Source organism: Mesorhizobium kowhaii (assembly GCF_042431665.1).
Classification (GTDB): Bacteria; Pseudomonadota; Alphaproteobacteria; order Rhizobiales; family Rhizobiaceae; genus Mesorhizobium; species Mesorhizobium kowhaii.
In genome coordinates this window covers 88221-106139 of record NZ_JBHLYT010000032.1, presented here as the reverse complement: position 1 = coordinate 106139, position 17919 = coordinate 88221, and the positions used below count along the sequence as shown (strand labels likewise).

The window sequence follows — 17919 nt, the reverse complement described above, 5'->3', positions numbered from 1 at the left end:
CGGTGGGCCAATGCGGGCAGAATCAAGCGCGGATAGCCGCTGTTAAAGCGGTTCGGCGTTTCCGTGAATCGATGAACCGCTCTAGGGTGCCTCATTTGAAACAACCGCCTTTGCTGGGCCAACTCGGGCGACACCAATGAGAATACGATTGCCCCGCCCGCGGAGACGGCCGTGAGGCCAGGCTTCATGTACAAACCCACTCGCGGATCTTGCATTTGTCTCCTGCCGCCTGGCAGGCTTGCAAAGCGAGGTCTTCCGCTTCCCGGCGGGTCTGGGCAGACTTTGCGCCCCACGGCGTGAGCCGGTCGGCTGCCTTCTCGGCCACGGCCAGGGCACCGCAATGATTGTAAGGAAAGCCGGTCTGGTCGTCGTCATCCCAATGGCGGTGATTGCGGAACACTGCCACGACGGTGCAATTCTGTCCGCCCGCGTTCTCGCAATGCTTGAGCGCGATGTCCGACGCCTCTTGCCGCTTGTCGGCGCCCCAGAAGAAGCCGTATCTGACATCGGCACTGGAATAGGCGATTGCCGCCCAGATGCCTTTTTCCTCCTGAGGTGGCGGAGCCGGCGGCTCCGGCGGTCCTTCCGACAGATCGGCCGAGATGACTCGCCCGGTCCAGAGCAAGGCGATGCCGAGAACGGCAGCCACAGGTCTATATCTCATAGTCAGCAAGCCTCCGCAGGGTTCGTCGCCATCAGCTTCGTCCTTACTTCGCCGCCGAAGCGACGGAGATCACCACACAGCTGCTGCCTGTCGGCAGGAGAAGGGCTTCCCCCGCGTTCCCGCCAAGCTCGTAGACCTCGACCTGGCCGAGGTGGTCGGTGATCTTGCTGCCCCGCGGAAGCACGGACGGAATGTCGGCACATGGGCTGGCGAACGGCGCCACCCGCACCATCGCCCCCTCGCAACCGGAAGCGGTGGGCGATGCAAAAACAACGCCGGCGGCCGGCCCGCTATACCGCTCCGTCGCATAGTCCATGCCGACAAAGGCCTGAACGGCATGTTTGTCGGCAGCCTGGTCGTTCCACAATGATTTGACGCTGTATTTCGTGCCAGTCGTCAAAATCTGTCCGAGCACCGGAAAGACAGTCGAACAGGCCTGCACACCGGCTTGCTTGACGTGCTGCAGGAATGGCGTGTCCGGAAGTGCTGGGTTGGCTGTCTCAGGCTGCGCGGCCGTCGCGCTGCCGACCAGGTTGGCGATCGCGGCATAGTTCCCGGCGGCGAAGCCAAGGCCCGCCACGACCAGCCCCAACAGTGAAAATCCGACGAGGCGCGGCCACCGCCGCCGCGCGGGCTCGACGAGCCTCTGCCGATCCGCCTCGACGGTCGGGCTGCTGCGTTTTGCGGACATGAACTGGTCCTGCTGGCTCATGATGCTGCCCCGGTTATTTGACTGGCGAAAGGGCGTCTGTCAGCCCCTTGAGTGTTGCGGTCACTGTGATCGTCCCACCGTCGACGGTCGAGTAGGAGATCGCCGGCGTCGCATTCTGCGAGATCTGCTGGCGCATGACGGGCCCGACCGGCAACATGCCGACACAGACCATTTCGTTGCAGCCGTTCAGGTGAACGTCGATCGCCTGGCTTCGCCCCTCGAACTTCAGCGACACCAGGCCGTCGCTCTTGGCGTTCGGCGCGGTGCGCAGGATCATGTACGGCTTGCCGTCCTGCGTGGCGGCCAGCGACCAGCTGAAGGCCATCTTGCCGGACGTGTCCTCGATCACCTGCGAGACATTGCAGACCTTCTTGCGGGCCTTGAGGTTCTCGTCGCAGATCAGCGTCCAATTTTCGAAGGGACGAATGGTGCGCTGGTAGTCCCCCAGTTTCACCTCGGGAGGCACCACCACGTCCGAGGGCTTGATCCTGTATTGCGAGGCAACCTGCCCGACAGCCGGCACGAGGCCGCCGAAAAGCGCCAGGCAAGTCAGCACGGCAAGGCGGGCATGACTGGTTTGCCTGTTCATTCCCGCCTCAGTTCAACGTGAAGCTGAGGCCGGCGCCGACACCGACATGTCCACCCGCGGCCGTGCCGGACAGATTGCCGCGGATGCGGCCGTCTTCGCTTGTGTAGCCCGCGCCAAAGGCGAAAGCGCCGGCGTCCCGCCAGAAGCCGCCACCCGCCGCGACGCTCAACTTTCCGGGACGGTCGTCGTAACGCAACGAGGCGGCGGCGAGCCCGATTGCCGCGGCCTGTCGTGCTTCGTCGCGTACGCCGCTGATGTCCTGATTGAGCTGGCTGAGCTTCTGGTCGGTGTAATCGTTGGCCTGCTGCAAGGTCGTGACGGCCACTTTGTCGGTGTAGTCGTTGGACGTATCGATGGCGTAGGCCACACGGTTGTCGGTATAGCTCTTGGTCTCGGTTATGCCCTGGTTCAGCTGGTTGACGTTGACCGCATCGGTGCCGGCGACACCGGGTCCGACATTCGAGATGACAACCGGCGCGTTGACGTCTCCGCCCTGCAGCGTGATGCTGTTCTTTTTGCTGCCATCCGGATTGGTGTCGTAAACCACCGCATTCTGGGTAAGGTTTCCGACGCCGTCTTTCAGATCCTCGATCGCCGTGTTCGTGGCGAAAAGCTGGGAGCCGTTTATCGCGTCGGTGCTGCCGGCGGAAACGCGTCCGGCAGCGACATTCGTGATCGTCCTTTCGGCGCCGGCATCGCCGACGCTGACGGTTCCGACCGGAGCCGTCCCGGCATAGGCGTAGGTCTTGCCGTTGATGGTGGTGCTGGAGGTGCCGACGGCGGCCTGCGTCACCGAGCCGGAACCGAGAGCCACATCGCTGGCGTTGTTGGCCTTGGCGCCCTCGCCGAGCGCCACAGCGCCTTGCGCACTTGCCGTGGCACCGTGCCCGGCGGCAAGGCTGTCGGTGCCGCTCGCCACGCTCGCCGGCCCGATCGCAACGCTGTCGGTGCCGCTGGCGGCAGAGTCGGCCAGCGTCGAATTGGCGTGGAAATACTTGATGCCGCCGCCATTGCTGATGTTGGTCAAGGCATTGTCGACGGCGGTGAAGCCGTCATAGACGGTCGAGTAATTGTTGCCCTGGATGTTGTAGGTGGGTCCGGTGATCGATCCGTCGCCGTTGACGACCGAAGTCCCGCCCAGCTGATCGACCAAGCTCTCCGACACGCCGCGAAGCTGAGAGACGTTGACGGCGTCGGTGTTGGCCGAGCCGGCGGCGACATTGGTCAGCTTGCGTTCGGCCCCGGCGGCGCCGACCGACACCTCGCCGGCCGAGGTTTGTGGGCTTGCAAGCGCATAGGCCGTGTAGTTCGCCTGCGCACCGACAGTTGTGACCGATTGGGCGCCCAGCGCGACGCTGTTGGCGAACGTGCTTTGCGCGCCGGCGCCAAGCGCCACCGACTGGACACCGGCGGCGGTCGAATTGGTGCCGAGCGCGAGGCCATCGGCCAGCATCACATGGGAATTCTGGCCGATGGCCGTGCCGCCGGGTGCGGTCTGGTCGACGATGGCGCCATTGCCGATACCGATGCCATTGTCGCCGTTGACGACCGTCGTCGGACCGACAGCGACCGACTCGGCCCCGACCGCGAGCGAGTCGCCAGCCGCCGAATTGGCATGGAAGTATTTTGTCGAGGTGACCGAGACCGCCGCGATCGCCCCCTGCAACTGGCGGATCGTCACCGCATCCTGAGCCTGGGTGCCGTCCGCCACATTGGTGATCTGCCGGTAGGCGGTGGACGTGCCGACCGACACGGCGCCAAGCAGTGTCTTGTCGGTCGTGTTGTACTGGATGAAGTTGGAAGGCCCGGCGGCAATCTGGCCCGTGGCCGGAGCCAGTGCGCGATCGGAGACCGAACCGGAACCGAGCGCCACGCTGCCGTCGATGCTGGCCTGGCTGTCGCGGCCGAGCGCCAGCCCGCTGACGCCGGTCGCGGTCGCCTGGTAACCGACGGCGGTGGAGCCAACCCCTTGCGCGAAGGAATCGGTTGGCGCCAGTCCGGCCTCGTTGGTGCGGGCGTAGCGGATGCCTATGCCGTTGGCGTCGGTATAGGCGGTCGAGGTGTCGCCAGCGATGTTGTTGACGATGTTGCCAAGATTGGTCACCGAACCGCCGATGGTGTTGAGCGTGGTGCCGATGGCGTCGACCGCCTGGTTGGTGGCGAACAGCTGCGAGCCGTTGACCGCATCCGTCGAGGAGCCGCTGATCCGCCCCGCCGCCAGGTTGGTGAGCGTGCGTTCCGCGCCGGGCGCGCCGATGCTGACCGTCGAGGTCGGCGTCGTGCCCTGGAAGGCATAGGTCGTGCCATTGATCACCGTGCTAGGCGTGCCGACCGCGACGGCGGTCACCGAGCCCGAGCCAAGCGCCACGTCGCCGGCGTTGCTGGCGGTGGAGAGGGCACCCAGAGCGAGCGCATTCGAGGCGCCGGCATTCGCTCCTGCGCCGAGAGCAGCCGCCTGGACGCCGGTTGCAAACGCGTTCTGGCCGATCGCCGTGCTGGACGTGGCTGTAGCATTGGCGTTGGCGCCGATGGCGGTGCTGTATTGGCCCGAGGCCTTGGATATGTAGCCCAACGCCGTTGCGTCGAGGGCCGATGCGACGGCGCCGGTGCCGATGGCCGAGGCGTTGACGTCGGAGGCGCTCGCATTGGTACCGGCCGCGATGGAGCTGGTCCCCGACGCGGTCGAGGTGGGTCCGATCGCAACGGAGTCCGTACCCGTCGCCGACGAGTCCGCCAATGTCGAGTTGGCGTGGAAATACTTGATGCCGCCGCCGACATTGATGTTGTTGAGCGTGGTGCCGATGGCGTCGACCGCCTGGTTGGTGGCGAAGAGCTGCGAGCCGTTGACCGCGTCGGTCGACGTCAAGCTGATCCGCCCCGCCGCCAGATTGGTGAGCGTGCGCTCCGCACCGGGGGCGCCGATGCTGACCGTCGAGGTCGGATTGGTGCCCTGGAAGGCATAGGTCGTGCCGTTGATCACGGCGCTTGCCGTGCCGACCGCCGCCGTGGTCACCGAACCGGAGCCGAGCGCCACGTCGCCGGAGCTTGCCGCCGCGGTGGCACCGTCGCCCAGCGCGACATTGCCGGCGAGGCCGGCGGCACCTGCCGTGGAGCCATTGCCCAGCGCCACGGAGCCTTGCCCGATCGCCTTGTTGCTGTTGCCGATGGCGACAGCGCCCGCCGCCATATTGGCCGCGGTGGCGCTCGCCGTGCCGTCGCTGTTGGCGATGTTGTTGGCGCCGCCGGTGAAGGCGCCGGTGCCGCTGGCGTAGCTCGGATCGCCAATGGCCACCGCGCCGTCGCCATAGGCGGTGTTGCCGGCGCCGATGGCCACGGCCTTGCCGCCATCGGCAGAAGCGCCCGTGCCGATGGCGACGGAGTCGGCGGAGAGCGCGGCGGACTGTAGACCGACCGCGATGGCGTCGGTTGCCGTCGCCTGGCTGTCGCGCCCCATTGCAATGGCGTCGTCCTCAGATGCCGTCACGTCCGTGCCGATGCCGATGGCGTTGTCTCCACTGGCGCTCGTTGCAAAAGTGCTTGAGCCGACATAGACGGCGCCTATCCCGGACGCCCTCGTCCCAGCGCCGAGAGAGATGGAGTTCAGGGCGCTGCTTTGGGCGCCGCGGCCGAGCGCGGTACTGTTGAGTCCGGTGGCGCGGGATTCACGTCCGACGGCAGTGGAATTGTCGGCGCTGGCTACGGTGCCGATGCCGAGAGCGGTGCTGTCGACTCCGCCGGCGTTGGCGCTGACGCCAGCGGCGAGGGAATTGTCTCCTATCGCGTTCGCTCCGGACCCGAACGAGGAGGCGTTTATGCCGCTGGCGACGGCGACGTTGCCAACCGCTGTGCTGGCTGTGCCACGTGCCTTTGAGGTAGTACCCATGGCGATGGCGTCTTGCGCGCTCGCATTGGCTTGCTTGCCGACCGCCGTGCCGTCTACACCGCTCGCAGTGGCGCCCAATCCCAGCGCACTTGCGTTCGCGGCAGTCGCCGTGGCGTTGTTACCGAGCGCAATGGCGGAGACGTCCGTGGCCTGGGCTCCAGAGCCGGCCGCGACCGAACCGATACCGCTCGACACAGCCTGGTTGCCCAGCGCCAAGGCGAAATCGGCCGAGGCATTGGTACTGGAGCCGAGCGCTGTCGCGTTCAGCCCTGTCGCGCTGGCCGATTTGCCCATGGCAACGGCACTATCCTTGTTGGCGACAGCCCCCCAGCCTGCGGCCGTGGCATAGTTGCCGCTGGCCGCGGAGCTGGTGCCGAGGGCAGTGGAGTTCCCTCCCGAAGCAAGGGAGAAGGTGCCCAAGGCGTTGGCGCCGGCTCCGGTGGCATTGGCCTGAACGCCGAGCGCTACGGAATTGACGCCGCTTGAGATCGTGCCTTGGCCCAGAGCCATCGCGCCGCCGGTGCCTGTGGCTTTCGCATTCAGGCCAAGAGCCACGGAATATTGTGCCGACGCAACGGATGCACGTCCTATCCCGATGGCGTCGGCCTGGGATGCCGTGACATCGGTGCCGATGCCGATGGCGCTCTGGGCGGTTGCACCTGTCCCGGCGGCGGTGCGCGAGCCAAGATAGATGGTGTTGAGCTGTGAGGCGATCGACTGGAAGCCGATCGCGATGGCGTTCTGGCTGCCAGCATTGGCGCTGGTGCCTTGAGCGATGGAATCGATCCCAGCCTGAGTTGCTCCAGACCCAACCGCGACGCCCCGCAATCCGTTCGTAGTAGCGGACGGACCGACAGCCACCGAGCCGGCGCCGTTTGCCGTCCCACCGCCGGCGGCATACTGCGCCAGCGCCGGCGTGGCGATGCTCCCGAATGCGATCGCACCCAGCACCGCCGCCAGCATCCTGCCGATGCCGAGCATGCCGAGCCCAGATCCTTTGCGGCGCATGCCGAGCACGCGATGAGCCATGCGCAGCACCGCCATCAGGCGTCGGCGAACCGAGCGGGAGCCATGATCGGCACCCGCGATCCAGTGCCCGGCGAAATGCACCGCGCGACGCTGAACAAGCGAGCCGGTCGAAATCTGATTGTCGGTCATGGTTCCCTCTCCGCTGGCCGGCATGAAATCGTCAGACAATTCCAATCCGCAGCAGGAAGACATGATTCCTGCACGTAGTATTTCAGGAAATTGCTGTCTCTTGAGAAAAAAGCGAAGCAAATTGACGGAGGTTAACGGCTCGTTACCTTAGCCAACGCTTTAACACCAAGTAATCAAATAATGCCGCAACCGGCATCTCATCTAATCTTCGAGTTAAGCTTGCCCGCCCTCGCCTGCAATGGCGTCACCTGGCGGTTTTTTTTCATCACCGTCGTAAAATGGCTCTGGCTTGAAAAACCGCTCAAATGGGCGATTTCCGCGATCGTCATGCGGCTGTCGGCAAGCAGCCTTTCGGCGAAGTCGAGCCGCAGATCGAGAACGTATTGATGCGGCGGCGCCCCGAACGTCTTGGAGAAAGCTCGCACAAAGTGATAGGGTGAAAGCTCGCAAACCGCGGCCATATCGGCAAGCGCCAGCTTGCGCGAAAAGTTCTCGTTCAGGAATTCCTGCACCCTGCGTGCGTTGCGAGGGGACAGCCCACCTTTTACGTTCAGTGCCGGCTGTCGCGCTGTATCTGTCCCGGAAATCCATCTCGGGGAATCCTCATCGCGCCGCATTTTTCGGCCTCCTGATACCTCCCCGATGGACATCAACCTGAGGGCGTAATCTCCGTTCCCTCAAGAAAACAATTCGTGATTGGTCGAGCCGACTTATGGTGTTGAGGCAGAGCATGAGCACATTCACCGAATGTTCCTTGGCGAGGAACTTCCGCGATCCACGGGCGCGGACGGAGTATATCGCGCTCCCCCGCGGAGTGGCCCTTCTCGGGTCTGCATTTTCAGGAATTATGTCGAACACAGGTCGAACTGCGCGCCCGACCGACGCCCTGGGAATCGCCGCTTTCCCGAGCTTCGTCCGCATTTTTCATCCGCCTCGCCTCAGCCGCTCTGCCTGCTGCTTGCCCCCTTTTGCCCAACCCCAAATCAGCGTAACGCACCCGCCTCGGGCAGGGAAGAAAGAACTCCCATGCGCAAAGAAAAATTTTTGTTCGAGATAAAAAAGAAAAAAATGGCTGCCGAAGGAAGTTTCAAGAACATCTTTTCCACCGACGGCGAGGTCTCCCCATCGATGCGTTTTTGTTCATCGGCCTTGGTATGAATCGGCCACGCATTTCGGCTCTGTACTAACGCTAATATGAAGGCCGCATCTAGCCTGCGCGGGCCTACAATTTGGTTTTTGCCGCCGAGATCGGCGGCCAGAGCCAGCCGGTTCGCCGCAGGCTGCTAGGAATCACTGCGACGCTTCTCGTACAGATCCCACGCAAGTTCCACAAAGCCCAGAAGAACATCCTCCTCGTTCCACCCGGCCGCGACCGCCGCCTGGACGATTTCACGAAGGAGAGGCAGCAATTGGCGCTGACATTCGGCCGACATGTCGGCGGCGTCACCCACAGGAGGCCGATCGAAGTTGAATTTCACCATCCGGCGCTCCCCTCGCCATCAATCAAAGTGTTACATCGTTAGTTTTATTTCTGCTGATATACAATGACTCCGGGTCCAAGCATAGGAAGCCTCGAGGATCAAAGCGGCGCAGGACGACACCCGAGCACACAGTCTCTTTGCTTCGCCAAAGATCGAGATGGGGAATGGATTCTATCGGAGCTCGATCGGTTCGAACTCTGCCCCAAAAATTGGAATTCTTCAGCTAAACCGCGTGCCGCCAACAATAGAAGAATGCCTCTACGACAGTGGTATTGCGATGTGATGGTCTCCCGCCTCTTCCCACATTCCCTTGGCTTCGTTCGGATTGGCCTTCTCATGCACACCGATGCGGCGGTGCTGTGAATTAGATGTTCTCTCGGGTGTAGATTTCGAAGGGCAGGATCGTGGTGAAGTTGCCGCCTTCGTTCGGGGCCGAGACGGCGCGGACCATGCCCGCCAGCGCTTCCTGCGCGATGCGGGCGAGCGGGTGCGAAATGACAAAGGTCAGCGTGCCGTCGAGCAGCGCCGGGCGGGTCGAATCCATAAGTTCATAGCCGACGACGACCAGGCTGCCCGCTCGCCCGGTAGAGCGCAGCGCCGCAATGGCGCCGGTGATGCCGCCGCCGGCAACATAGAGGCCGGACAGATCCGGATTTTCATTCAGCAGCTTTTCGGTCATCTCCTGCGCGATGGCGCTCGATTCGAAGGTCAGCAGCGGCTCCAGCAGCGTGAAGCCCGGCGCGTGTTCGCGGAAATAGGAACGGAAGCCGCTTTCGTTCATTTCCTGGCAGCGGTAGCGATGATTGCCGACCAGGATGCCGAGCTTGCCGGGCGCCCGGCAGACATGCTCGAACACCCAGGCCGCCGTGCGTCCGACCTTCCAGTTGTCGAGCCCGATATAGCGCACGTGACCCGTCGCCGAGATCTGCGAGATCAGCGCAAACACCGGCACGTTGCGGTCATTGAGCGTATCCACCGCTTGCGTCACCAGCGGATGGACCGCGGCGACGATGCCGACGGCGTCGCATTCGGCGCCCAAGGCCAGCATGCGCGAGGCAACGTTCTGCGGCGACAGATCGTCGAGAAACTCGGTGCGCAGTTCGATCTCGCAGTCAGGCATCGTCGGCGCCACCGCACGTATCGCCTCGGCGATGTTGCGGTAGAAGGCGCGGCCGGGCTGATGCAGCAGGAAGCCGAACCGGTAGCGCGGCCGGGCGGCCGCTATGCGGCTGCGCAGCGCGCCCATGCCATAGAAACCGATCTGCTCCGCCGCCAGCCTGACGCGCTCGCGTGTGCCCTGGCGCACGGCGCCAGAGCCGCTCAGCACCCGGTTGACGGTGGCCACCGAAACATTGGCCTCGGCAGCAACATCCTTGATCGTCGGCCGCTTGCTCTGATCCATTTCGTCTCATCAGCCTGTAGCAATTGATACGAAGATATCATTCGCCAGGCAGCCCTGAGACGAATGATACAATCCTTTTGGAATAAACATTCTATTCTTGATTCATTTTGGATCAAGATGTTTATCTCGGGCAGAAGCAAAGAAGGCGCAAGCACCGCCAGCCCAGGGATAGCAGCAGCACAGCGCAGACAAGGTTCTGACCCTCCGCCCAACGGCGGTGTGAGGCAGCGCGCGCGTGCGAGCCATCCCAGGCACTGCGGGTGGAGGATTTGCATGGACGACCTCAAATACGGCATGCGCGACAAGCGCGGCGACTGGAAGCCGAACGGGCGCATCGAGGCCGTGCCGTTCTGGAGCTGGCCACCGAGGCTGCCGAAGATCCTGGCGTGGCTGCCTGGCTATATCTGGCCATGGAACGCCTTCCACATGGCCACGGCGCTGATCTACTGGTTCTATGTCGTCCCCAGCGTCGAGACGATGAAGACCATCAGCTGGGGCTGGGCGCTGTGGCTCTACGCCGTCAACGCCGCGGCGATCCTGGTCTTCTACGGCATCTTCGAGCTGCGCTATTACATCAGGCGCGCCCAGGCGACGCGGTTCAAATACAACCACAAATTCCCTGGCGATGCGCCGTCGGATGTCTTCTGGTTCCAGAGCCAGAACCTCGACAATTTCCTGCGTTCGTTCTTCATCACCATCCCGTTGTGGACCGTGGTCGAAGTCATTTTCCTGTGGTGCTTTGCCAAGGGCTATGTGCCGTGGGTCGGCTGGCAGGATCACCCGGTCTATCTCGCGGCGCTGGTGCTGATCGCGCCGGCCATCCACGAGGTGCATTTCTTCTTCATCCACCGCCTGATCCATTGGGGGCCGCTCTATCGCTGGATCCACTCGGTCCACCACAACTCGATCAACCCCTCGCCGTGGTCGTCGCTGTCGATGCATCCGGTGGAAGGGTTCCTCTATCACGCGGTCGCCTTCTGGCACCTGGTCATCCCGTCCAATCCGATCGTCGCGCTGTTCCAGCTGCATGTCGCCGGCTTCGGCGCCGTCAATGGTCATCTCGGCTTCGACAAGCTCGAAGTGACCGAGGACAGGGCCGTCGATAGCCACGCCTACGCGCACTACCTGCACCACAAATATTTCGAGGTGAACTACGGCGGCGACGGGCTGATCCCGCTCGATAAGTGGTTCGGCACCTTGCACGACGGCACCAAGGAGGGCGACGCCCTGATGGACGCCCGGTTCCAGAAAAAGAAAGAGCGCATGAACGCCAGGGCGTAACCCCGGGTCACGCCCAGGGCGTGACCCGGCGAGCCATCGATCACGTGACGCGGCGCGCAACTGGGAGAGAGGCGCGCAGGAGAGGTCAAAGTTTTTCTAAACCCGTCTGAAGACGGCAAATGGGAGGAGACGAAAATGAAGCGTATCACAAAACTCTTGGCGGCGATCATGCTTGCGGGCGTGGCGGCGACATCGGCCACATCCGCAATGGCCGATGGGGCAAAAATCTTCGTCATCGGCGGCAAGGCGGACGACCCGTTCTGGTCGAAGGTCAAGAAGGGCGCCGACGATGCCGGCAAGGTCGCCGAACTGACGGGCGGCTCGGTGACCTGGCTCGGTCCGCAGAACTACGACAATCTCGGCCCGGACGCCGCCAAGCTGATCCGCACCGCGCTCAGCCAGAAGCCGAGCGCCATCGTCGGTCCCGACTGGGTGCCCGAGGCCATGGATGACGCCTTCAAGGAAGTCGTTGCTGCCGGCGTGCCGCTCATCATCTACAATTCCGGCGGCATGGATGCAGCCAAGCGGCTCGGCGCCATGAACTATGTCGGCAACGAAGAATACGCCGCCGGTCTTGGTGGCGGCGCCTATTTCGGCAACCATGGCGCCAAGAACGTGCTGTGCGTCAACACCTTGCCGGGCTCCACCAACACGGAAGACCGCTGCAAGGGTATTGCCGATGCCATCGCCAAGAACGGCGGCAAATCCACCCAGCTGCCGCTGCCTTCATCCAGCTTCGGCAACCCGACCGCGGTCGCCGAGGCGATCAAGGCCGCCGTGCTGAAAGACAACACCCTCGACGGCCTTATCACCATCAGCGCCGGCGACGCCAACAGTGCAGCCAACGCAATCAGCCAGGCCAATGTCGGCGACAAGGTCAAGCTCGCTTCGTTCGACATGGACGAAACCGGCCTGCAGCGCATCAAGGACGGCACGCAGCTGTTCTCGATCGACCAGCAGCCCTACCTGCAGGGCTATCTTGCGGTGTCTCTGCTCAACGGCTTCGTCAACTATGGGCTCGACCTGCCTACGAAACCGGTGCTGACCGGACCGGGGATCGTCGACGCCGCCAATGTCGACGCGACAATGGGTGGCGCGGCGGCCGGCGCCCGCTAACGCCCATCGCTGAGTGTCTGGCCCGAGGATGCATCCGAGGGCCGAACATCGCCGGCCGGCTCGCCCCAGCGAGAGCCGCGCCAGGCTCCCAATTGCTCAAGCCAGGGACACTTCGATGACATCCCAAGCCCATGACCAACCCGCCGTGGTAGCGACTGCACCACCCGCCCCGCATTCTTCGATGCCCTCGATCGGCAGCCTCGTACGGCGCCCCGAGGTCGGCTCTCTGATCGGCATGATCGCCGTGCTGGTCTTCTTCTCGATCTTCGGCGGCGCCAATTTCATGTCGGCCGGCGGCGCCGCCAGCTGGCTCAACGTCGCCTCGGAACTCGGCATCATCGCACTCCCGGTCGGGCTGCTGATGATCGCCGGACACCTCGATCTCTCGGTCGGGTCGATGATCCCGGCCAGCTCGATGACCATTGCCATCATCTCGGGCCACTACGGCCTGCCGATCATCGTCGGCATCCTCGCGGCCCTCGCCCTTGGCCTCATCGTCGGCTTCATCAACGGGGTCCTGGTGATCCACACCAAAGTGCCGTCCTTCGTCGTCACCCTGGCAACGCTGTTTGCGCTGGCCGGCCTGACGCTCGGCCTTTCGATCATCCTGTCTGGCAGCACCAGCGTCGCGCTGAAGAGCGGACCGATCGCCAAGCTTGTGTTTGGCGACTATCTCGGCGGCAAATTCCAGGTGACCCTGTTCTGGTGGATCGCCATCGTCCTGATCGTCGGTTTCATCTTGAACTTCTCGCGCTTCGGCAACTGGATCCTGGCCATGGGCGGTGACGCGGTCAGCGCCCGCAATGCCGGCATCCCGACGGACCGGGTCACCATCGCGCTGTTCATGAGCAGCGGCCTGTGCGCGGCCTTCGTCGGCATGTCGCAGGCGATCCTCTACAACAGCGCCCAGGTGGCCGCCGGGCAGTCGTTCATCTTCAATTCGATCATTGCGGTGGTCATCGGCGGCGTGCTGCTCACCGGCGGCTACGGTTCGGTGGTCGGCATCGTTCTGGGCACGCTGACCTTCTCCATCGTTAACCAGGGCATTTTCTACACCGGCTTCGACGCCAACTGGGCGAGCCTGATCATCGGCGTCCTGCTGCTCGCCGCCGTGCTGATGAACAACACCTTCCGCAACATGGCGTTGACCTACGCGCCGCGCAGCAAATCGAGGGCCCGCTCATGACCACGCCCTTGCTCAGACTGGCCGGAATCAACAAGTCGTTCGGACCGATCGACGTGCTCCATGACATTTCGCTGGAGGTCAACAGAGGCGAGGTGCTGTGCCTGCTCGGCGACAATGGCGCCGGCAAGTCGACGCTGATCAAGATCCTCTCCGGCGTCCACAAACCGACATCGGGCACGATGGAAATGGACGGCAAGGCCGTCGCCTTCGACAGCCCGCGCGACGCCAGCGACCATGGCATCGCGACAGTCCACCAATTCGGCGGGACGTTCCCGCTGATGAGCATCGGCCGTTCCTTTTTCGTCGGCGCCGAGCCGACACGGCGCTGGGGACCGCTCACCATCTACGACCGCAAGCGGGCCAACGAGATCGCCGTCACCGAGATGCGCCAGCTCGGCATCACCCGCATCGACGACGGCGATCGACTGGTCGGTGGACTGTCCGGGGGCGAGCGTCAGGCGCTGGCGATCGCGCGCGCCGTCCATTTCGGCGCCAGCGTGCTGATCCTCGACGAACCGACCGCGGCACTTGGCGTCAAGGAGGCGGCGCATGTCCTGCGCATCGTCCTGCAGGCGCGCCGCAAGGGCATCGCGGTGATCTTCATCACCCACAATGTCGTCCATGCGCTGACCGTCGGCGACCACTTCGCCGTCCTCATCAGAGGCGCCAAGGCCGCCGACTTCCGCAAGGGCGAGAAAAGCCGTGAAGCGATCACCGACCTGATGGCCGGCGGCGAGCAGATGGCTGAGCTCGAAGCCGAGATCGAGAGCTTCTCGGCGACTGACGACAGGCCTGCGCCGCACGGCGCAAGCCATGCGTGAACCCAGTGAAGACGCCCATCTCCTCCTCCCGGGCATCTTCCTGTACGGCCGGCGGAACGCGTGGTTCCGCCGGCCGCCTTTTCGACCAACCGAAGAACAGACTGCAGGCAGACTATGGCAAAGTGGATTGATGCGTGTGCGACCGATGATATCGAGGAAGAGGACCTTATCCGCTTCGATCACGAGGGCCGGACATTCGCCATCTACCGCAGCCCCGACGATGCGTTTTTCTGCACCGACGGACTGTGCACGCATGAGAAGGTGCATCTGAGCGACGGGCTGGTTATGGAGTACAGGATCGAATGCCCGAAGCATAACGGCGTGTTCGATTACCGGACCGGCGAAGCGCTGCGCGCACCGGTTTGCGTGAACCTTAAAACCTACAACACGAAGGTCGAGGACGGCCGCGTGTACATCGAGGTCTGACATGTCCGATACCTTCACCCTTGCGGCTTGCGCCGAAATGCTCTGGCGCGACCGGCCGATGGAATGGCGCTTGCGGCGCCTCACCGAAATGGGCTTCCAGGTCGGCCTCTGGAACTGGCCCGATCACGACCTCGCAATGCTCGAGAAATCCGGCGCGACCTTCTCGATCATGAACGGCTATCTGCGCGGCCGTCTCTCCGATGACGAGGGTGCCGCTGAATTGCTCAAGACGGCCAATGAGACGGCGGCGGTCGGCAAGCGGCTCGGCGTCGCGCGGCTCAACCTGCACGGCACCGGGCTGGGCGATGGCGGCCTGCCGGTCACACCTTGCGAGACCGTCACTGGCGCCATGTGGCTCAAGGCGCGCGACACGCTGAACCGCATTGCAGACCTCGCCGAGGCGGAAAGCGTGACATTCACGCTGGAGAATTTGAACCTTCCGGTCGACCATCCGGGCGTGCCGTTTGGACGCGCCGAAGACACGCTTGCGCTGGTGTCGAGCGTCAACCGGCCCGGCCTGCGCCTCAACCTCGATCTCTACCATGTGCAGATCGGCGAAGGGAACTTGATCGAGCTGTGCCGCGCCTGCCTGCCATGGATCGGCGAGGTCCAGGTGGCCGATGTCCCGGGACGAATGGAGCCCGGCACGGGCGAGATCAACTATCGCGGCATCGCCCGCGCGCTGAAGGATATGGGCTACCGCGGGCCGGTGGGCATGGAGGCGTTTGCCTCCGGTGATCCCGAGGCCGCACTGCAGGCCTTCCGCGAAGCTTTCACCGTCTGAGGAACGAAATGGTCACCAAGAACAGCCGTCCCACCGTTGCCGACATCCGCGCCATGAAGAGCCGCGGACAAAAGATTTCCATGCTTTACGTCACCTCTCTCGAAGAGGCGGCAGCAGCGGATGCGGCCGGCGTCGACATGCTTTCGATCGAGGGCCGCTTCTTCTCGCCCGAGATGCGCGAGGCGGCCGGCCGCTGCTTCGTACAGGTTGGGCTGCTCTACGGTCCCGCCGGCAATCTGGTGACCTCGGAGGACTATCTGAAAACCGCCTACCACTTCATGCGTATCGGCGGCGACTGCTTCTACTGCGCCGCCTCCCTCGACACCCAGAAGGCGCTCTGCGACAACGCCGTGCCGGTCGTCGCCCATGTCGGCCTGATCCCCTCGCAATGCACCTGGACCGGCGGGTTCAAGGCCGTCGGCAGGACGGCCGAGAGTGCGCGTGCGGTGTGGGATCACGTCAAGCGCCTGGAGGCCATCGGCTGCTTTGGCGCCGAGTTGGAGGTGGTGCCCGACCGGGTTGCCGAACTGATCACCCGCAATACGCCTATGATCATGCTTGGCATGGGCGCCGGGCCGCATGCCGACGCGCAGTATCTTTTCAGCGAGGACGTGCTCGGCCACACCGCCGGCCACAGGCCGCGCCACGCCAAGACCTACCGCAACTTCGCCGCCGAATATGAGCGTCTACAGCGCGAGCGTATCGCCGCCTATCGCGAGTTCATATCCGATGTGCAGACGGGCGCCTATCCCGAGCCGCAGCACGTGGTCCCCGTCACCGACGAGGAGCTTTCTGCTTTCAAGGCGTCGCTGGGCCTCTAATGATTTGCCTGGAGGCAGGCAGCCTGCTCAATACGAGGCAATGATCGGCTGCATTGCCTTCTGCAATCGCTCGCTGGATAGTCCCGGCAATGTTCGAGACTCTGGCGACTCATTGGCCCCAAATCCTTGCGATCATCTCGGTGGTGATGGCGACCGTCGGCATCATCCACGTCGTCATGACCAAGGAAGATGTCCGAGCTGCCACCGGCTGGGTTGGCGTGATGGTGCTGTCGCCCATCATCGGCGTGCTGATCTATGCTGTTGCCGGCATCAACCGCATCCGCCGCGCCTCGATCAGCGCGCAGCGCCCGCTTGCCGGCGATGCGGCGTCCGCCAAGCATGAGCGCGACGTCGCCGCCGAAGAGGCCCTGATCGTCGAGCGATACGGACCGCGGTTCACGGGGCTGCGAACACTGGGCGACAGGGTGGCGCGGCGCGCGCTCAACCCGGGAAACGCAATCGCGGTGCTGGAAACCGGCGACGAGGCCTATGCCACCATGTGCGCGGCGATCGATGGCGCCGAGCGCAGCATCCTGCTCGAGACCTATATTTTCGATAATGATGCCGTGGGCCTGGTCTTCGTCGAGGCGCTGGCCGGCGCCGTCCGGCGCGGCGTAACCGTCCGCGTGCTGATCGATGCCGTTGGCGCCCGCTACTCCGTTCCCAGCATCCTCGGGCATCTGCAGAGCGCCAACATCACCGCCGATGTCTTCAACGGCAACATCGTCATGGGCCTGCGCCTGCCCTACGCCAATCTCAGGACCCACAGGAAGATCCTGGTCGTCGACGGTAAGGTCGCCTTTACCGGCGGCATGAACATCCGCAAGGGCTTCTCGGCCGAGTTCGCCGGTTCCAACAGCGCCAGGGACACGCATTTCCAGGTCACCGGTCCAGTCGTCGCCGACCTCTTCTCGGTCGCCGCCGAGGACTGGCGCTTCGTCACCGACGAGGCGCTGAAGGGCGATGCCTGGCAAATTGCGCCGTTGTCGCCGGCGCCCGGCCTGCCGATGCTGGTGCGGGCGGTCGCGTCCGGCCCGGACGCCAGCATCGAGACCAACCACAAACTGCTGATCGGCGCATTCTCCGTCGCCCGCAAGTCGATCCGCCTGATGTCGCCCTATTTCCTGCCGGACCGCGAACTGATCAGCGCCTTGACCACCGCCGCAAGGCGCGGCGTCGAGATCGACATCGTGGTGCCGGCGGTGAACAATCTTTTCCTTGTCGACCGCGCGATGATGGCGCAGTTCGATCAGGTGCTGAAACATTATTGCCGCGTCTGGCGCACGGAGGGACCGTTCGACCATTCGAAGCTGCTTTCGATCGACAGCGTGTGGGCCTATGTCGGCTCTTCCAATCTTGACGCCCGGTCGCTGCGGCTGAATTTCGAGATCGACCTCGAGATTCTCGACGCAGGCTTTGCCAGCGAGATCGACGCGCGGATCGGATCGGCGCTCGCCACCGCGGTGCCGGTGACGCTCGACGCCTTGCGGGCCCGACCCTTCCTTGTCAGGCTGTTCGACCGGGTCCTTTGGCTCGGCTCGCCCTATCTTTAGGCAAGGTTGGCTTGTTCGGGAACTCGCCTGTCATGGAACATA

Annotated in this window: 16 protein-coding genes; 8 read left to right on the top strand and 8 right to left on the bottom strand. The window is 63.8% G+C overall.

The features are described from left to right. Window positions 1–184: 184 nt before the first annotated feature. The 8 genes from ACFFNA_RS19445 to ACFFNA_RS19405 form a co-directional block, all read right to left on the bottom strand. Window positions 185–664 (bottom strand): DUF4189 domain-containing protein, encoded by a 480-nt coding sequence (locus ACFFNA_RS19445; RefSeq protein ID WP_378920803.1) that lies wholly within the window; start codon window positions 662–664, stop codon window positions 185–187. Between the two features lie 43 nt (window positions 665–707). Beyond that, window positions 708–1376: a hypothetical protein gene (locus tag ACFFNA_RS19440; RefSeq protein ID WP_378920801.1), complete on the bottom strand. Its 669-nt coding sequence runs from the start codon at window positions 1374–1376 to the stop codon at window positions 708–710. Window positions 1377–1389: 13 nt separating this feature from the next. Further along, complete coding sequence (locus tag ACFFNA_RS19435; RefSeq protein ID WP_378920799.1) at window positions 1390–1965, bottom strand: invasion associated locus B family protein; 576 nt, start codon at window positions 1963–1965, stop codon at window positions 1390–1392. A 7-nt stretch (window positions 1966–1972) separates the two neighbouring features. Beyond that, a complete protein-coding gene (locus ACFFNA_RS19430; protein ID WP_379079030.1) occupies window positions 1973–7006 on the bottom strand; it encodes a YadA-like family protein in 5034 nt (1677 codons plus the stop codon). A gap of 197 nt (window positions 7007–7203) precedes the next feature. Continuing rightward, a complete protein-coding gene (locus ACFFNA_RS19420) occupies window positions 7204–7623 on the bottom strand; it encodes a helix-turn-helix domain-containing protein (RefSeq protein WP_378920797.1) in 420 nt (139 codons plus the stop codon). Between the two features lie 366 nt (window positions 7624–7989). Then, window positions 7990–8112: a hypothetical protein gene (locus ACFFNA_RS19415; protein WP_378920795.1), complete on the bottom strand. Its 123-nt coding sequence runs from the start codon at window positions 8110–8112 to the stop codon at window positions 7990–7992. 177 nt (window positions 8113–8289) lie between these two features. Further along, window positions 8290–8487: a hypothetical protein gene (locus ACFFNA_RS19410; protein WP_378920793.1), complete on the bottom strand. Its 198-nt coding sequence runs from the start codon at window positions 8485–8487 to the stop codon at window positions 8290–8292. 364 nt (window positions 8488–8851) lie between these two features. Further along, on the bottom strand, window positions 8852–9889 hold the full coding sequence (locus ACFFNA_RS19405; protein WP_378920791.1) for a LacI family DNA-binding transcriptional regulator: 1038 nt from the start codon (window positions 9887–9889) through the stop codon (window positions 8852–8854). Window positions 9890–10162: 273 nt separating this feature from the next. On the opposite strand from ACFFNA_RS19405, the gene ACFFNA_RS19400 reads away from it, so the two are divergent. The 8 genes from ACFFNA_RS19400 (at window position 10163) to ACFFNA_RS19365 (ending at window position 17877) form a co-directional block, all read left to right on the top strand. Next, window positions 10163–11170: a sterol desaturase family protein gene (locus ACFFNA_RS19400; protein WP_378920789.1), complete on the top strand. Its 1008-nt coding sequence runs from the start codon at window positions 10163–10165 to the stop codon at window positions 11168–11170. A gap of 135 nt (window positions 11171–11305) precedes the next feature. Next, complete coding sequence (locus ACFFNA_RS19395) at window positions 11306–12286, top strand: sugar ABC transporter substrate-binding protein (protein ID WP_378920787.1); 981 nt, start codon at window positions 11306–11308, stop codon at window positions 12284–12286. 181 nt (window positions 12287–12467) lie between these two features. Then, complete coding sequence (locus tag ACFFNA_RS19390) at window positions 12468–13472, top strand: ABC transporter permease (RefSeq protein ID WP_111542708.1); 1005 nt, start codon at window positions 12468–12470, stop codon at window positions 13470–13472. Continuing rightward, window positions 13469–14293: an ATP-binding cassette domain-containing protein gene (locus tag ACFFNA_RS19385; RefSeq protein ID WP_111542707.1), complete on the top strand. Its 825-nt coding sequence runs from the start codon at window positions 13469–13471 to the stop codon at window positions 14291–14293. Before ACFFNA_RS19390 ends, ACFFNA_RS19385 begins: the two co-directional genes overlap by 4 nt. A 114-nt stretch (window positions 14294–14407) precedes the next feature. Beyond that, on the top strand, window positions 14408–14719 hold the full coding sequence (locus ACFFNA_RS19380; protein WP_378920784.1) for a MocE family 2Fe-2S type ferredoxin: 312 nt from the start codon (window positions 14408–14410) through the stop codon (window positions 14717–14719). A gap of 1 nt (window position 14720) precedes the next feature. Next, window positions 14721–15503, top strand: coding sequence for a TIM barrel protein (locus ACFFNA_RS19375; protein WP_378920782.1), 783 nt, complete (start codon window positions 14721–14723; stop codon window positions 15501–15503). An 8-nt stretch (window positions 15504–15511) separates the two neighbouring features. Further along, complete coding sequence (locus ACFFNA_RS19370) at window positions 15512–16324, top strand: 3-methyl-2-oxobutanoate hydroxymethyltransferase (RefSeq protein WP_378920781.1); 813 nt, start codon at window positions 15512–15514, stop codon at window positions 16322–16324. Window positions 16325–16413: 89 nt separating this feature from the next. After that, window positions 16414–17877 (top strand): phospholipase D-like domain-containing protein, encoded by a 1464-nt coding sequence (locus ACFFNA_RS19365; RefSeq protein WP_111542703.1) that lies wholly within the window; start codon window positions 16414–16416, stop codon window positions 17875–17877. The last annotated feature ends 42 nt before the right edge of the window (window positions 17878–17919 follow it).

Excerpts from the sequence above, each read along its gene's own strand:
- ACFFNA_RS19420 (WP_378920797.1), bottom strand. The coding sequence starts at position 7,623 with ATGCGGCGCGATGAGGATTCCCCGAGATGGATTTCCGGGACAGATACA.
- ACFFNA_RS19440 (WP_378920801.1), bottom strand. The coding sequence starts at position 1,376 with ATGAGCCAGCAGGACCAGTTCATGTCCGCAAAACGCAGCAGCCCGACC.
- ACFFNA_RS19395 (WP_378920787.1), top strand. The coding sequence starts at position 11,306 with ATGAAGCGTATCACAAAACTCTTGGCGGCGATCATGCTTGCGGGCGTG.
- ACFFNA_RS19445 (WP_378920803.1), bottom strand. The coding sequence starts at position 664 with ATGAGATATAGACCTGTGGCTGCCGTTCTCGGCATCGCCTTGCTCTGG.
- ACFFNA_RS19405 (WP_378920791.1), bottom strand. The coding sequence starts at position 9,889 with ATGGATCAGAGCAAGCGGCCGACGATCAAGGATGTTGCTGCCGAGGCC.
- ACFFNA_RS19430 (WP_379079030.1), bottom strand. The coding sequence starts at position 7,006 with ATGACCGACAATCAGATTTCGACCGGCTCGCTTGTTCAGCGTCGCGCG.
- ACFFNA_RS19400 (WP_378920789.1), top strand. The coding sequence starts at position 10,163 with ATGGACGACCTCAAATACGGCATGCGCGACAAGCGCGGCGACTGGAAG.
- ACFFNA_RS19365 (WP_111542703.1), top strand. The coding sequence starts at position 16,414 with ATGTTCGAGACTCTGGCGACTCATTGGCCCCAAATCCTTGCGATCATC.
- ACFFNA_RS19375 (WP_378920782.1), top strand. The coding sequence starts at position 14,721 with ATGTCCGATACCTTCACCCTTGCGGCTTGCGCCGAAATGCTCTGGCGC.
- ACFFNA_RS19370 (WP_378920781.1), top strand. The coding sequence starts at position 15,512 with ATGGTCACCAAGAACAGCCGTCCCACCGTTGCCGACATCCGCGCCATG.
- ACFFNA_RS19390 (WP_111542708.1), top strand. The coding sequence starts at position 12,468 with ATGCCCTCGATCGGCAGCCTCGTACGGCGCCCCGAGGTCGGCTCTCTG.
- ACFFNA_RS19380 (WP_378920784.1), top strand. The coding sequence starts at position 14,408 with ATGGCAAAGTGGATTGATGCGTGTGCGACCGATGATATCGAGGAAGAG.
- ACFFNA_RS19435 (WP_378920799.1), bottom strand. The coding sequence starts at position 1,965 with ATGAACAGGCAAACCAGTCATGCCCGCCTTGCCGTGCTGACTTGCCTG.
- ACFFNA_RS19410 (WP_378920793.1), bottom strand. The coding sequence starts at position 8,487 with ATGGTGAAATTCAACTTCGATCGGCCTCCTGTGGGTGACGCCGCCGAC.
- ACFFNA_RS19385 (WP_111542707.1), top strand. The coding sequence starts at position 13,469 with ATGACCACGCCCTTGCTCAGACTGGCCGGAATCAACAAGTCGTTCGGA.